The sequence below is a fragment of the Nonomuraea sp. NPDC050202 genome (assembly GCF_040656115.1).
GTDB lineage: Bacteria > Actinomycetota > Actinomycetes > Streptosporangiales > Streptosporangiaceae > Nonomuraea.
Genome location: NZ_JBFALF010000008.1, coordinates 214,807 through 227,439, shown reverse-complemented (window position 1 = coordinate 227,439; position 12,633 = coordinate 214,807). Strand labels below are relative to the sequence as shown.

At 73.2% G+C, this 12,633-nt stretch carries 18 protein-coding genes; 5 read left to right on the top strand and 13 right to left on the bottom strand.

From position 1 onward, the window contains the following. Positions 1–33: 33 nt before the first annotated feature. Positions 34–843 (top strand): HAD family hydrolase, encoded by an 810-nt coding sequence (locus AB0I79_RS23825; RefSeq protein WP_357876359.1) that lies wholly within the window; start codon positions 34–36, stop codon positions 841–843. 46 nt (positions 844–889) lie between these two features. Here AB0I79_RS23825 and AB0I79_RS23820 read toward each other — a convergent pair whose 3' ends face one another. From AB0I79_RS23820 to AB0I79_RS23800, 5 genes are all read right to left on the bottom strand, one after another. Further along, a complete protein-coding gene (locus tag AB0I79_RS23820) occupies positions 890–1,156 on the bottom strand; it encodes a hypothetical protein (protein ID WP_357876357.1) in 267 nt (88 codons plus the stop codon). Positions 1,157–1,202: 46 nt separating this feature from the next. After that, on the bottom strand, positions 1,203–1,823 hold the full coding sequence (locus AB0I79_RS23815; RefSeq protein WP_357876355.1) for a TIGR00645 family protein: 621 nt from the start codon (positions 1,821–1,823) through the stop codon (positions 1,203–1,205). Continuing rightward, positions 1,823–1,969 (bottom strand): hypothetical protein, encoded by a 147-nt coding sequence (locus AB0I79_RS23810; protein WP_357876353.1) that lies wholly within the window; start codon positions 1,967–1,969, stop codon positions 1,823–1,825. Before AB0I79_RS23810 ends, AB0I79_RS23815 begins: the two co-directional genes overlap by 1 nt. 120 nt (positions 1,970–2,089) lie before the next feature. Beyond that, complete coding sequence (locus tag AB0I79_RS23805) at positions 2,090–2,299, bottom strand: hypothetical protein (protein WP_357876351.1); 210 nt, start codon at positions 2,297–2,299, stop codon at positions 2,090–2,092. Between the two features lie 101 nt (positions 2,300–2,400). Continuing rightward, positions 2,401–2,745 (bottom strand): helix-turn-helix domain-containing protein, encoded by a 345-nt coding sequence (locus AB0I79_RS23800; protein WP_357876349.1) that lies wholly within the window; start codon positions 2,743–2,745, stop codon positions 2,401–2,403. A gap of 91 nt (positions 2,746–2,836) precedes the next feature. On the opposite strand from AB0I79_RS23800, the gene AB0I79_RS23795 reads away from it, so the two are divergent. Then, positions 2,837–3,484 (top strand): NAD(P)-binding domain-containing protein, encoded by a 648-nt coding sequence (locus AB0I79_RS23795; protein WP_357876347.1) that lies wholly within the window; start codon positions 2,837–2,839, stop codon positions 3,482–3,484. Between the two features lie 15 nt (positions 3,485–3,499). Here the strand turns inward: AB0I79_RS23795 and AB0I79_RS23790 are convergent, their stop codons facing one another. Beyond that, a complete protein-coding gene (locus AB0I79_RS23790) occupies positions 3,500–4,159 on the bottom strand; it encodes an endonuclease V (RefSeq protein ID WP_357876345.1) in 660 nt (219 codons plus the stop codon). 18 nt (positions 4,160–4,177) lie between these two features. Between AB0I79_RS23790 and AB0I79_RS23785 the strand changes: the two genes are divergently transcribed. The 3 genes from AB0I79_RS23785 to AB0I79_RS23775 are packed head-to-tail and all read left to right on the top strand — an operon-like array spanning position 4,178 to position 8,473. After that, complete coding sequence (locus tag AB0I79_RS23785) at positions 4,178–5,503, top strand: hypothetical protein (RefSeq protein WP_357876343.1); 1,326 nt, start codon at positions 4,178–4,180, stop codon at positions 5,501–5,503. Positions 5,504–5,535: 32 nt separating this feature from the next. Continuing rightward, a complete protein-coding gene (locus AB0I79_RS23780) occupies positions 5,536–6,849 on the top strand; it encodes an NAD(P)/FAD-dependent oxidoreductase (protein ID WP_357876341.1) in 1,314 nt (437 codons plus the stop codon). 10 nt (positions 6,850–6,859) lie between these two features. Then, on the top strand, positions 6,860–8,473 hold the full coding sequence (locus AB0I79_RS23775; RefSeq protein ID WP_357876339.1) for an AMP-binding protein: 1,614 nt from the start codon (positions 6,860–6,862) through the stop codon (positions 8,471–8,473). Positions 8,474–8,477: 4 nt separating this feature from the next. Here AB0I79_RS23775 and AB0I79_RS23770 read toward each other — a convergent pair whose 3' ends face one another. The 7 genes from AB0I79_RS23770 to AB0I79_RS23740 are packed head-to-tail and all read right to left on the bottom strand — an operon-like array spanning position 8,478 to position 12,572. Next, a complete protein-coding gene (locus tag AB0I79_RS23770; RefSeq protein ID WP_357876337.1) occupies positions 8,478–9,221 on the bottom strand; it encodes a type 1 glutamine amidotransferase in 744 nt (247 codons plus the stop codon). After that, positions 9,214–9,612, bottom strand: coding sequence for a DUF5655 domain-containing protein (locus tag AB0I79_RS23765; protein WP_357876335.1), 399 nt, complete (start codon positions 9,610–9,612; stop codon positions 9,214–9,216). The genes AB0I79_RS23770 and AB0I79_RS23765 overlap by 8 nt, the downstream gene beginning before the upstream one ends. Next, positions 9,609–10,436, bottom strand: coding sequence for a bifunctional 5,10-methylenetetrahydrofolate dehydrogenase/5,10-methenyltetrahydrofolate cyclohydrolase (locus AB0I79_RS23760; RefSeq protein ID WP_357876334.1), 828 nt, complete (start codon positions 10,434–10,436; stop codon positions 9,609–9,611). The genes AB0I79_RS23765 and AB0I79_RS23760 overlap by 4 nt, the downstream gene beginning before the upstream one ends. Next, the gene (locus AB0I79_RS23755) at positions 10,433–11,056 is read right to left on the bottom strand and encodes a cyclodeaminase/cyclohydrolase family protein (protein ID WP_357876332.1); all 624 of its coding nucleotides are present in this window, start codon (positions 11,054–11,056) and stop codon (positions 10,433–10,435) included. Before AB0I79_RS23755 ends, AB0I79_RS23760 begins: the two co-directional genes overlap by 4 nt. A gap of 7 nt (positions 11,057–11,063) precedes the next feature. Next, complete coding sequence (locus tag AB0I79_RS23750; RefSeq protein WP_357876330.1) at positions 11,064–11,597, bottom strand: hypothetical protein; 534 nt, start codon at positions 11,595–11,597, stop codon at positions 11,064–11,066. Positions 11,598–11,646: 49 nt separating this feature from the next. Beyond that, positions 11,647–11,787: a hypothetical protein gene (locus tag AB0I79_RS23745; protein WP_357876328.1), complete on the bottom strand. Its 141-nt coding sequence runs from the start codon at positions 11,785–11,787 to the stop codon at positions 11,647–11,649. Further along, a complete protein-coding gene (locus AB0I79_RS23740) occupies positions 11,784–12,572 on the bottom strand; it encodes a hypothetical protein (protein ID WP_357876326.1) in 789 nt (262 codons plus the stop codon). The genes AB0I79_RS23745 and AB0I79_RS23740 overlap by 4 nt, the downstream gene beginning before the upstream one ends. Positions 12,573–12,633: the final 61 nt, after the last annotated feature.

Genomic DNA, 12,633 nt, shown 5'->3' with positions numbered 1-12,633 from the left:
GATTCATCCGGATAAGTCGCAATAATCGCTGCCGTGAGCATCGGAACCTTCCCCCGGATCGTGGCCACCGACCTCGACGGCACTCTCCTCACCACCGCGGGCACCGTCACCGCACGTACCAGGCAGGCACTCCAGGCGGCCCGCGCGGCCGGCGCCGAGATCGTCTTCGTCACCGCCAGGGCGCCGCGCGGCGTCGTCGAGATCGCCCGGCAGGCCGGCGTGACCGGCACCGCCATCTGCAGCAACGGCGCCATCGTGTACGACGTCGCGACCGACGAGATCACCGCCAGCAGCCCCCTCGCCCCCGGGACGGCCCGCAAGGTCATCGAGGCGCTGACCCTGGCGCTGCCCGGTGTCGGCCTGGCCGTCGAGACCGGCAGGAACGTGCTGGCCGAGGCCGCCTACACCAGGCGGGTCGAGCACGACCTGGCGTCCTACCTGGAGGTGGAGTCGGTCTTCGACGGGGGCCGGCCGATCGTCAAGCTGCTGGCCCTGTCGCCCGCGCACACGGCCGACGAGATGTACGCGGCCGTGGCGGGGGCGATCGGCGACCTGGCCGAGGTCACGTACTCGGGGGTGGAGGGGATCCTGGAGATCAGTGCCGCCGGGGTGACCAAGGCCGTCACGCTGGACCGGCTCTGCGCGGAGCGGGGCCTGGCGGCCGCGGACGTGGTGGCGTTCGGCGACATGCCCAACGACCTGGCGGTGCTGCTCTACGCGGGAGCCGGGTACGCGATGGCCAACGCCCACCCGATGGTGCTGTCGGCGGCCGGGCACCGGACGCTGTCCAACGACGAGGACGGCGTGGCCGTGGTGCTGGAGGACCTCCTGGCCGGCGGCTGAGCCGGCCCGGGTGCCCGCCCACCCCCGCGGGCGGGCACGTACGGGCTCACGCGTCGTCGTCCGACACGCGGGAGGTGCCCTCGCAGGTGGCGGGCGACTTGCTGAGCAGCGGGACCACGCCGCCACAGGTGCTCAACGGCAGCGAGACGGGCTCGACGATCTCGTCATTGAAAATGATCACATCGCCGATCAGCGGCGCCGGGCCCGACTTCGCGCCGCCGCCGGCGTCGTCCTCGGCGTACGCGCCGGTGCAGCAGAGCAGGGCCAGGGCGACGGCCCCGAGCCCGGCGGCCGCGGCGCTCCTCACCCCCATCCGGGCCTCCCCCCGTGACACCGCCCCGCGCCCCCGGATCGCCCGCCTAGGCGGCCATCCGCTCCGGCTGCAGCTGCCCGGGCCGCTCCGCACCGCCCGTGCCGTGCTGGGGGCGGCCACCCTCCATGATGCGATCGATCGCGGCAAGCGCCAGCGCCGAGACGACGAAGGTCAGGTGGATCAGGGTTTTCCATATCAGCTCTCTGTCGGTGATGGTGGGCCTGGCCGCGTTGATGAAGATCTGGAGCAGGTGGATGGAGGAGATGCCGATGATCGCCATGGCCAGCTTGACCTTCAGCACGTTCGCGTTCACGTGGGAGAGCCACTGCGGCTGGTCGGGATGGCCCTCGATGCGCAGCCGCGAGACGAACGTCTCGTAGCCGCCGATGATGACCATGATGAGCAGGTTGGAGATCATCACCACGTCGACGAGCCCGAGGACGATCAGCATGACGGTCGTCTCCGGCGGGTGCCCGCCGAAGCCCAGGTGTGCCAGGTGCAGCAGCTCCGCCAGGAACCGCCACACGTACACGACCTGAGCGACGATCAGCCCCAGATACAGCGGCACCTGGATCCAGCGGCTGAGGAACATGACATAGCCGACGCGCCCCAGCATCGTCCGTGGCCCGGCCGGCGAGTCGGCCACGGACAGCTGCGCGAGTCGCACTACGACGTCAGAAGGTTCACGTGCTGGACCATGGTCTCGACGTTGAGGAGCGGCGGACCGCCCGAGCCGAGACTGTCGAGATGGAGTGGTGGCGCGCCGCCGGCCAACGCCAGGGCGGCGATGGCTGTCAGGACTCGGACCTTCAACGGAACTCCTTGCTGCTGCTCTTCGGTTGCTGGGACGGGGCGGCGCGATGATCGCGCCGCCCGCACCGGTGGTTCCGGTCGTCGAGGGGTGGTCCTACGCCGGTGGCCTCTCCCCGGCGGTCAGGGAGCCAGGCAGTTCACCGCGGGAACCTCGGCCGGCACGCCGGGAGCGGACGGATCCACGAGATGGGTCACCTCGCCGACGGAGCCGGTGAGGCACTCGGTGATCATCATCGGATCGACGACGGCGTGCGCGGCGGGCGCGGCGAGCAGGGCCAGGCCGCCCGCGATGACGGCGGCGCCGGCGATCCTGCGGGGAGTGAAGAGCATGGAACCTCCTGGGTGACGGTAATGAACAACCCTCGACTAGCTACCCAGGGTAGTGATTCGGTAACACTCGGTTTAAGTAAAGTGTTGCCTGCGCTTGACGGTCACGGCGCGGGCTCGTGGCGGTCCTGGGCGGCCATGACCTCGTCCGCGTGGTGGAACGCCCACTCGCCGAACGCCTCGATCGGGCCCAGCAGCGAGCGGCCCAGGTCGGTCAGCTCGTACTCGACCCTGGGCGGCGCCTCGGCGTAGACGCGGCGCGCGACCAGGCCGTTGAACTCCAGGCGGCGCAGCGTCTCGGTCAGCACCTTGGTGCTGATGCCGCCGATCTCCTCGCGCAGCCGCCCGGGGCGGCGCGGGCCGTGGCGCAGCGACCAGACGACGACCGCGTTCCAGGTGTTGGCCATCAGGTCGAAGGCGAGTCTGGCCTGGCAGTCGGCAAGGAACAACGGGAGCCCTCCGTTAGGCACCGGATGGTGTGTGTCGGGACTTCTAGAGTCCACGTGTTCCAGTAAAGCCCTTCCACGATGGAGGACGGACATGAGGATCGGGATTCTGGGCGCGGGCGGCATGGCTGACGCGCTGGGCACGCAGTGGGCGCGGGCCGGCCACGAGGTGATGGTGAGCGGGCGGGACCCGGGCCGCGGCGCGGCGCAGGCCGCCCGGATGACCACCCGGGCGGGTGCGGAGGTGCGGGCCGGGAGCTTCGCGGAGGCGGCCGGGTTCGGGGAGGTCGTGGTGGTCGCGGTCAGGGAGGCGGGGCTGCTCGACACGCTGCAGGCGGCCGGGGCGGCGCTGCGCGGGAAGGCGCTCGTCGACGTGACCAACGCCAACCCGAAGGAGTACGACATCACGCGCTCCCTCGCCCGGCTGATCGGCGACGTCACCGGCGGTCACGTGGTGAAGGCGTTCAACCTGTGCCACGTGGACGTGTGGCGGATGACGCCGCCGGTCTTCGACGGCCGGCCGCTGGCGGTGCCGCTGTGCGGTGACGACCCCGGGGCGCTGGCGGCCGCCCGCACGCTCGTCGCCGGCCTGGGCTGCACCCCCGTGGACGGTGGCGGCCTGGAACGGGCGGCGCTGCTGGAGGCGACGGCGGCGTTCATGATCGGGCTGTGGTTCGGCGGCGCCGACGCCCAGGCCGTCCTCCCGCCCCTGGCCTCCTCGGGCGCTCACCAACCCGCCTGACCGGGAGGGGGATGGTCAGGACGGGTGGCGGGCCAGGTGGTCGGCGCGGCGGACGGGCTCGGGGAGGCGGTAGCGCGGGGTCAGGCGCAGGACCTGGTCCGTGGCGACGTCCAGCGCGATGCGGTGCCCTTGCGAGACGTACACGGGCTTGATCTCCCGCTGCGTGCGCAGGGCGCGGCCGACCGTGCCGCCGTCGTGGACGATCGGCGTCCAGGCCCCCCGCTCGGGCCCGGGCGGCTCGTGCGTGCCGACGAACGGCGTCTTGCCCACCCCCAGCGCGGGCAGCCCCGTCAGCACGCCCAGGTGGCAGGCCAGGCCGAAGCCGCGCGGGTGCGCCAGCCCGTACCCGTCGCAGACCAGCAGGTCGGGCGTCACCGTGAGCCGTTCGAGCGCCGCCACCAGCGCGGGCAGCTCGCGGAAGGCGAACAGGCCCGGCACGTACGGGAAGGCCGCCTCCCCGTGCGCCACCACCTCCTCCACCGGCTCCAGCGTGGCGGCGTCGAGCACGACCACCGCGGCCGTCAGCTCGTCGTCGCCGTGGTAATGCACATCCAGCCCGGCCACCAGCGCGAACGTGTCCGGTCCTGTCAGCTCGACCTCCCCGCGGAGCCGGTCCTGGATGGACTCCGCCTCGGCGACGCTGGAGGGCCACGGGTGAAGCTGCTTCACATGCACCCGGCCTAAGGTATCCCCATGTGCGATGTCCTGGTGATCGTCGGTCCTGGGGTGGCGGTGGACGCCGGGCTGCTCGGCGAGATCGCCCGCCGCGAGTTCGCCGCGCTGGGGGTGCGGGGGAGGCTCGTCCACGCCCGGGACGCCGCCCACCTGAGGTCCCTCGTGCGCGAGGAGGCCGTGGTCGTCGTCGTGCCCGCGCCGGCCCGGGAGGCATCGACCCTGATCAGGCAGCCGCCCGGGACCGGGGTGGTGGTGCCGGTCGACCTCGACCGGGTCGCGGGCGCCCCGCACATCAACGGACGCGGGATCGCCGGGCTCGCCTGGGGCATCCGGCACGCCGTGCACCGGGCCCGCCACCCGGGCGTGCGGCGGATCGCCTACGGGCCGTCCCCGGAGCAGTGGGGCGATCTCTACCTTCCGGAGAGCGGGGCGGAGGCGGTGCCGGTCGTGGCGCTGATCCACGGCGGGTACTGGCGGTCGATCTGGGCGGCCGACCTCATGGAGGCGCTCTGCGCGGACCTGGCCGGGCGCGGGTTCGCGGTCTGGAACCTGGAGTACCGCCGCCCCGACCGGCACGGCTGGGCCGCGACCAGGCACGACATCGCCGCCGGCCTGGCCGCCCTCGCAGGGATCGGCCCCGCCCCGGCGCCGGGACCGGTCATCGCGTCCGGCCTGGCCGCCCGCCACGGCAGCGACCCCGCCCCGGCGCCGGGACCGGCCGTCACGTCCGGCCTGGCCGCCCGCCACGGCAGCGACCCGGCGCCGGGACCGGCCGCCGCGGCCGGTCAGGCCACCCCGCGGCAGCCGGCGCTCGACCTGGGCCGGGTCGCCGTGGCCGGGCACTCGGCGGGCGCCCAGCTCGCCCTGCGCGCCGTGGCCGACGGGGCGCGCGTCACCCTGGCGGTGTCGCTGGCGGGCGTCCTGGACCTGGTCGAGGCCGACCGCCGCTGGCTCAGCCACGGCGCGGTCGCCGCCGCCCTGGGTGACGGCGACGCCTCGGGTGACGGCGACGGCTCGGGTGACGGCGACGGCTCGGGTGACGGCGACGGCGACGGCGATCCGGCCGTGCCCGCCCCCGGGGACGGCGACGCCCTGCCGGCCGGCGAGCTGCACGCCTCCTCCCCCCTGCTCCGCCTCCCCCTGGGCGTCCCCCAGGTCGTCGTCCAGGGCAGGGGCGACGACGTGAACCTGGTCGACTTCGCCCGCCGCTACACCACAGCCGCCCGGCAGGCGGGCGACGACGTGACCTACCTGGAGCTGCCCGGCGACCACCAGGACGTCATCACCCCCGGCACCCCGATCTGGCAGGCCACGGCACGGGCCATCACCGCGGCCCTCGCCTAGACAACCCCCGCCCCTCGCCGTACGAAGGAGGAATGGAGGTCTCGATCGTCGGCGCCGGGCTGGTCGGCTGCCTGCTCGCCTGCTACCTGGCCCGCCGCGGCCACCACGTCACCCTGTACGAACGCCGCCCCGACCCCCGCGAGCGCGGCCCCGACCGCGGCAGGTCGATCAACCTGGCCATCTCGCAGCGCGGCATCGACGCCCTGCGCCGCCTCGGCCTCGACGGCAAGGTCCTGCACGCGGCGCTGCCCATGGCCGGCCGGATGATGCACGCCCCCGACGGCGCCCTCGCCTTCCAGCCGTACAGCGCCGACCGGTCGCAGGCGATCAACTCCGTCGGCCGCGCGGACCTCAACAGGGAGCTGCTGGAGGCGGCGACCGCGCAGCCGGGCGTGGAGGTGCGGTTCGGGTGCCGGCTGACCGGGCTGGACGAGCGTACGGGGCGGCTGCGCTTCGAGTCGGGCGAGCAGGCCGCGGCCAGGGTGGTGATCGGCGCGGACGGGGCGTACAGCGCGGTCCGGGCCAGGCTGCAGCAGCTCCCCGGCGTGAGCTTCAGCCAGGAGTACCTGGACTACGGCTACAAGGAGCTGTCGATCCCGGCCAGGAACGGCGAGTTCGTCATGGATCCCGGCGCGCTGCACATCTGGCCGCGCGGCCGCTCCATGATGATCGCCCTGCCGAACCCGGACCGCTCGTTCACCTGCACCCTGTTCTGGCCGCACCACGCGCTCGCCGCCCTCGACTCGCCGCAGCGGATCAGGGCGTACTTCGCCGCGCACTATCCCGACGCGTTCGGGCTGATGCCCGACCTGGTCGCCGACTACCGCGCGAATCCGGTCGGCCACCTGGTCACGATGCGCTGCTCGCCGTGGCACGTCAGCGTCGGGGACACCGTGGTCGGGCTGGTCGGCGACGCCGCGCACGCCATCGTGCCCTTCTACGGGCAGGGTGCCAACTGCGGCTTCGAGGACTGCGTCGAGCTGGACCGTTGCCTGGACGAGGCGGGCGACGACTTCCCCAGGGCGCTGGAGCTGTTCGAGCGGCGCAAGGCCGACACCGACGTGATCGCCAGGCTGGCGCTGGACAACTTCGTGGAGATGCGCGACAAGGTCGGCTCCGGGCTGTTCCTGGCGGGCAAGCGGCTGGAGCACGCGCTGGAGCGGGTGCTGCCCGGCTACGTCTCGCGCTACGAGCTGGTGTCGTTCTCGACGACCCCGTACTCCCGGGTGGAGCGGCGCGTGACGCGGCAGCGGCGGATCGTGGCGGCGGCGGGCGCGGCGCTCGTGGCGCTCGCGTTCGCGGCGCGTCGCGGCCGGGGTCTGGTGCGCGAGCCGGAGGCCGACTGACACTGTGGTCATGCTGTCGTACTCCAGCGCCACCGCCGATACCCCGCTCCTCGGCGAGACCATCGGCGAGAACCTCGAACGCACCGTGGCCCGCTTCGGCGACCGGGAAGCCCTCGTGGACGTTCCCGCGGGTCGCAGGTGGACCTACACGCAGCTCAACGCCGACGTCGACGACCTGGCCAGAGCCCTGCTGGCCAGGGGCGTCGCGAAGGGCGACAGGGTGGGCATCTGGGCGCCCAACAGGGCCGAGTGGGTGATCGTCCAGTACGCCACCGCCAAGATCGGCGCGATCCTGGTCAACGTCAACCCGGCCTACCGCACCCACGAGCTGCGGTACGTGGTCGAGCAGTCGGGCATGCGGCTGCTGATCAGCGCCCTGTCGCACAAGGGCAGCGACTACCGGGCCATGGTCGAGGAGATCGGCTTCACGGACGCCGTCTACCTGGACGACCCGAGCTGGGACGCCCTGACCGCGGCCAAGGCGGACCCGGCCGCGCTGACGGCCCGCGGGGCGGAGCTGGCCTTCGACGACCCGATCAACATCCAGTACACCTCCGGCACCACCGGCTTCCCCAAGGGCGCGACGCTGTCGCACCACAACATCCTCAACAACGGCTTCTTCGTCGGCGAGCTGATCCACTACACCGAGAAGGACCGGGTGTGCCTGCCGGTGCCCTTCTACCACTGCTTCGGCATGGTCATGGGCAACCTGGGCGCCACCTCGCACGGCTCCTGCATCGTCATCCCGGCGCCGGGCTTCGACCCCGAGGCCACGCTGCGCGCGGTGGAGGAGGAGCGGTGCACGTCCCTGTACGGGGTGCCGACGATGTTCATCGCCGAGCTGGCGCTGGCCGCCAAGTTCGACCTGTCGTCGCTGCGCACGGGCATCATGGCCGGCTCGCCCTGCCCCGTGGAGGTGATGAAGCGGGTCGTCGGCGAGATGAACATGCGCGAGGTCGCCATCTGCTACGGCATGACCGAGACCTCACCGGTGTCCACGATGACCAGGTCCGACGACGACCTGGCCCGCAGGACCGAGACGGTCGGCCGGGTGATGCCGCACGTCGAGGTGAAGATCGTGCACCCGGAGACCCGGCTCACCGTGCCCAGGGGCGAGCCGGGCGAGCTGTGCACGCGGGGGTACTCGGTCATGCTCGGCTACTGGGACGAGCCGGAGAAGACGGCCGAGGCCGTCGACGCGGCCCGGTGGATGCGTACCGGGGACCTGGCGACCATGGACGACGACGGCTACGTGAACGTGGTCGGCCGGATCAAGGACCTGATCATCAGGGGCGGTGAGAACGTCTATCCGCGCGAGATCGAGGAGTTCCTGTACGGGCATCCCGACATCGCCGACGTCCAGGTCATCGGGGTGCCCGACGAGCGGTACGGCGAGGAGGTCATGGCCTGGGTGATCATGCGGCCGGGCGCGGAGCCGCTGACGGCCGAGCGGGTCAGGGAGTACTGCGCCGGGCGGCTGGCCCACTTCAAGATCCCCCGGTACGTGCGCGTGGTGGAGGACTTCCCGCTCACGGTGACCGGGAAGATCAGGAAGGTGGAGATGCGGGAGCAGTCGGTCGAGCTGCTCGGACTCCAGGACGCGGCCGCCGTACGGAACGCCTGATCGCTCAGGCGGCGCCGCTCGCCTCGGCGGGCGAGCCGTCACCGGCGGCCGCCCGCGCGGCGGCGACGGCGGCGACGAGAGCGGCGAAGCGGCCGGTCACCGTGCGCCAGACCGGCGTGGAGACCGGCTCGTCCGCCACCGCCCGCGCGTACACCTCGTCGGGGTCGAACCCCTCCACCCGCCACTCCCGGATGCGCGCGGGCAGCACCTCCGGATGGAACTGCACGCCCCACGCCCGCTCGCCCACCCGGAACGCCTGGTACGGGCAGCTCGCGGTCTCGGCCAGGTGCACGGCCCCGCCGGGCAGGCGGGTGACGGCGTCCTTGTGGTGCTCGATCGCGGGCACCACCGGCGGCAGGCCGTGGAAGAGCGGGTCGGTGGCGGCCTCGGGCCTGATCGTGACCGGCAGGCTGCCGTTCTCCGGCGCGCCCGCGTCACCGCGCACCTCACCGCCGGCCACCTGCGCGAGCATCTGCCCGCCCAGGCAGATGCCGAACACCGGCACCCCTTCGGCCAGCGCCTGCCCCATCAGCCGCCGCGCGTCACGCAGCCACGGGGCCCGGTCGTCGTCGCCGGGCAGGTAACCGCCGCCGAGCATGATCATGGCGTCGTGGCCGAGGCGGCCGGGCAGCGGCGCGCCCGCGTGGGCGGGCACGACGTCGAGCGTCAGCCCTGCCTCCTCCAGCCAGCCGGCCATGCGGCCGAGGCCGCCGCTCGTGCTGTTCTGGACGACGAGGACGTCAGCCATCGTAGGCCTCCTCCATGAGATCGAGCAGGTGTTCGTCCACGTCCTCGACGCGGGTGAGCTTGAAGAAGTGCCAGACGTGACCGTCGGGCATGGGCAGCGCCCTGGAGACCAGCGCGTGCTCGGCCCGCCGGGGGAGCACCAGCGCCAGCGACAGGCTCCGGGCCTTCGGGCGGATCTCGGCGAACTTCCGCTCGCGCTTGAGGAACACCCCGACCCGCACCGCGTCCTCGTGGACCGGGCCGAGCCCGCCGACCAGCCGGTCGTAGATCTCCCGGTAGACCGGCGGGTGCGGCGCGAACGTCTCCTCCACCGTGCAGCCCGGCACGCACACGTGCGACTGCCGGGTGCGGGCGAACTCCCGGTCGCACCCGGGGCAGACCCAGCGGGTCACGGCAGGTTCGCCGCCCTGGCGGTGTGGCGGAGCAGCAGGGCGGTGGTGACCGGGCCGACGCCGCCCGGCACCGGGGTGAGCGCGCCCGCCACCCCCGAGACCGCCTCGAAGTCGACGTCGCCGGTCAGCCCGCCGTCGTCGGTCGGGTTGGTGCCCACGTCGATCACCACCGCGCCCGCCGCCACGTGCGCGGCCCCGATCAGCCCGGCCCGCCCGGCCGCCGCGACCAGCACCTCGGCCTGCGAGGTGACGGCCGCCAGGTCGCGGGTGCGCGAGTGGCAGACGGTGACCGTGGCGTGCCGGTCGAGCAGCAGGTGCGCCAGCGGCTTGCCCACCACCGTCGAGCGGCCGACCACCACGGCCCGCCGCCCCGCCAGCTCCACCTCGTGGTGGTCGAGCAGCGCCAGCACGGCCGCCGCCGTGGCGGGCGGGAACGCGGGCAGCCCCGCCGCCAGTCGGCCGAGCGAGAGCGGGTTGGCGCCGTCGACGTCCTTGCGCGGGTCGATGGCCGCGGCCAGCTCCTGCGCCGAGGCGCCGGGGGGCAGCGGGGTCTGCAGCATGAGGCCGTGGACCTGAGGGTCGGCCGACAGCCTGGCCAGCGTCTCGCCGATGTGGTCGGGGGCGGCCCCGGGGCCCAGGTCCACCACGTCGCAGGCGATGCCGGCCGCGGCCGCCGCCTTGGCGATCGAGCGGACGTACCACAGGCTCGCCTCGTCGGCCGTGGCCACGACCACGGCCAGCCGCGGCTGCACGCCCGCCGCGGCCTCGGCCTGCGTCTGAGCCCTGATCGCGGCGGCCAGGTCCTTGCCGGTCAGCGTCTTCAAGAGATCTCCTCGCGTACCTCGGCGGTCACCCAGTCTGCCTTGGCGACGGCCGCCTCCACGCCGGAGACGCGGATGTTCAGCTCCTCGCGTACCCGCTCGTCCTTGATGCCGCGCAGGTTGACCTCGACGTTCACCCTGGCCGTGGTGAGGGCGGCGCGGGCGGCCTCGGCGGCGGCGGCCACGTCGGTGACGACGTTGCGGTTGCCGATCGGCAGCAGCAGCTCGCACAGCTCGACCAGGCGCGTGGCGGTCTCGATCACCCTGGCGGGCGGTTCGGCCGCGCCCTTCAGCGCCCTGGCGATGGCGGCGCTGCGTTCCTCGCCCTTGGGCAGCCGGTAGGCGTCGGTGACGACGGTGAAGGCCGCCGCGTCCTCCTCGGCCAGCCGCAGCGACCGCGCCCGCAAGGTGTCGGTCTCGGCGATCACGGCGACGACGGTCTCGGCGTGGCCGGTGTACTTCTCGCCGGTGGTGTAGCGGGCCACCATGCCGAGCAGCGCGGCGGCCTGCGCCGCGTGCAGGGCCGCCGTGGCGCCGCCCCCGGGCGCGGGCACCCGGTCGGCGAGCTGGTCGAGGAAGTCGACGATCTTCAAGTCGCGCATGGCCGCATTCTGCCAGGCCATGCGCGGCTCATTCGCGGTACATCGGCCGGGTGGAGTCCTCGGGGCCGTGGTGCGGCGGCAGGTACGGTGACTGCGGCGACGCCGAACCCCACGACGACTCGTACTCGCCGGGCTCGGCCAGGCCACGCGCCGAGCCCCGCCAGCGCGACGGGAACAGCGACGCCACCAGCAGCGTCACGCCGACCACGACCAGCAGCCCCGAGTAGGCCGAGGTGGTGAAGCCGTTCCTGAACGCGCCCGGGAGCAGGTCCACGGGCAGCAGCCGTGCCCCGGTGAACGTCTCCACGAACGGCATGACCCCGAGGGCGGTGAAGGCCAGGCCGCCGAGCAGCGAGGCGACGGGCGACAGGCGGGAGCCGGCCAGGAAGGCCAGGACGATCGCCGTGGCGGCGAGCACGCCGACCGCGACCCAGGAGATCCGGAAGGACTGCTGCGCCTGCAGCGTGAGGTCGCCGACGCCGTACCACAGACCGGCGGCGACGAGGGGCGGGAGGAGCAGCCCCGCGACCACTCCCAGAGCGTGACGGGCACCGTTTGACATGATTAACCCCGTTTGTTCGGCTCTGCCCCAACCTACTCTCTGGGGTTCGTCAGCGCGGCGTGGTCTTCGAGTCCAGCCACGTGTTGATGAGTTTCGTGAAGTTCCGGCCCGTGTGCTGGTTGATCCACTTCACGAAGGCGGCCCTGTCCTGGGTGGTGTTGCGGTGCTCCTGGGGCCAGGCCCTGGTCATGGCCCAGAACTTCCGGTCGCCGAGCCGCTCCCTGATCTCGTGCAGCATGATCGCGGGGCTGTAGTAGACGTTTGGTACGTCCCGTGCGCGACCCCCGACCACCCCTTCGGCACGGTGATCGCCACGTCGTAGAGCGCCTCGTCCGACGGATGGTCGTTGACCGGGAACCAGGTGAACGCCCCGAACGGCTCCTGCAGCGCCCACGCCCTGCCCCCGCTCCCGATCCGGAAGCCGAGCATGGAGATGTCCTTGCGCCGCTGCTCGGAGTCCACGGGCTTGGGCCGGCCGTGGTACCGCACGGTCACGACCGTGCCCTCGTCGGCCCCGAGCGGCTCGGCCAGCGGGATGGTGAGGTCGTCGTACTTGCGGGTCGCCCTGGCCCGCGTGCCGTCCACCGTGACCTCGTCCACCTTGAGCGCGCGCCCGAAGTCCAGCTTGACCCGGCTGATGGGCCTGGCCGCGCGCACCGTGAGCCGCGCCGTGCCGGTCAGCGTGCGGGCGCCGGGCTTCCAGTCCAGCGCCAGGTCGTAGTGGAGCACGTCGATCGACGGGTTGCCGTAGGCCGGGTAGACGGGGTCGGCGACGGGCCGCGACCGGCCCTGCTCGTACGCGCCCAGGTCGACGGCGGGCCGCCGCTCGGCTGGGCTGGCGGCGGGGCTCGCGGGACCGGCGGCCGGGCTTCCGGGAGCGGCGGGACCGGTCGACGTGGCCGCGGGCGGCGCGGGCCGGGGAGCGCTGCAGGCCGACGCGGCCGGCGTGACGGTCACCAGGGACAAGGCGGTCAACAGGGATAAAGGGGCCTCCGCATTCGCGTCAAGCTAGTGACGGCCGCAGCGCTCCAACAAC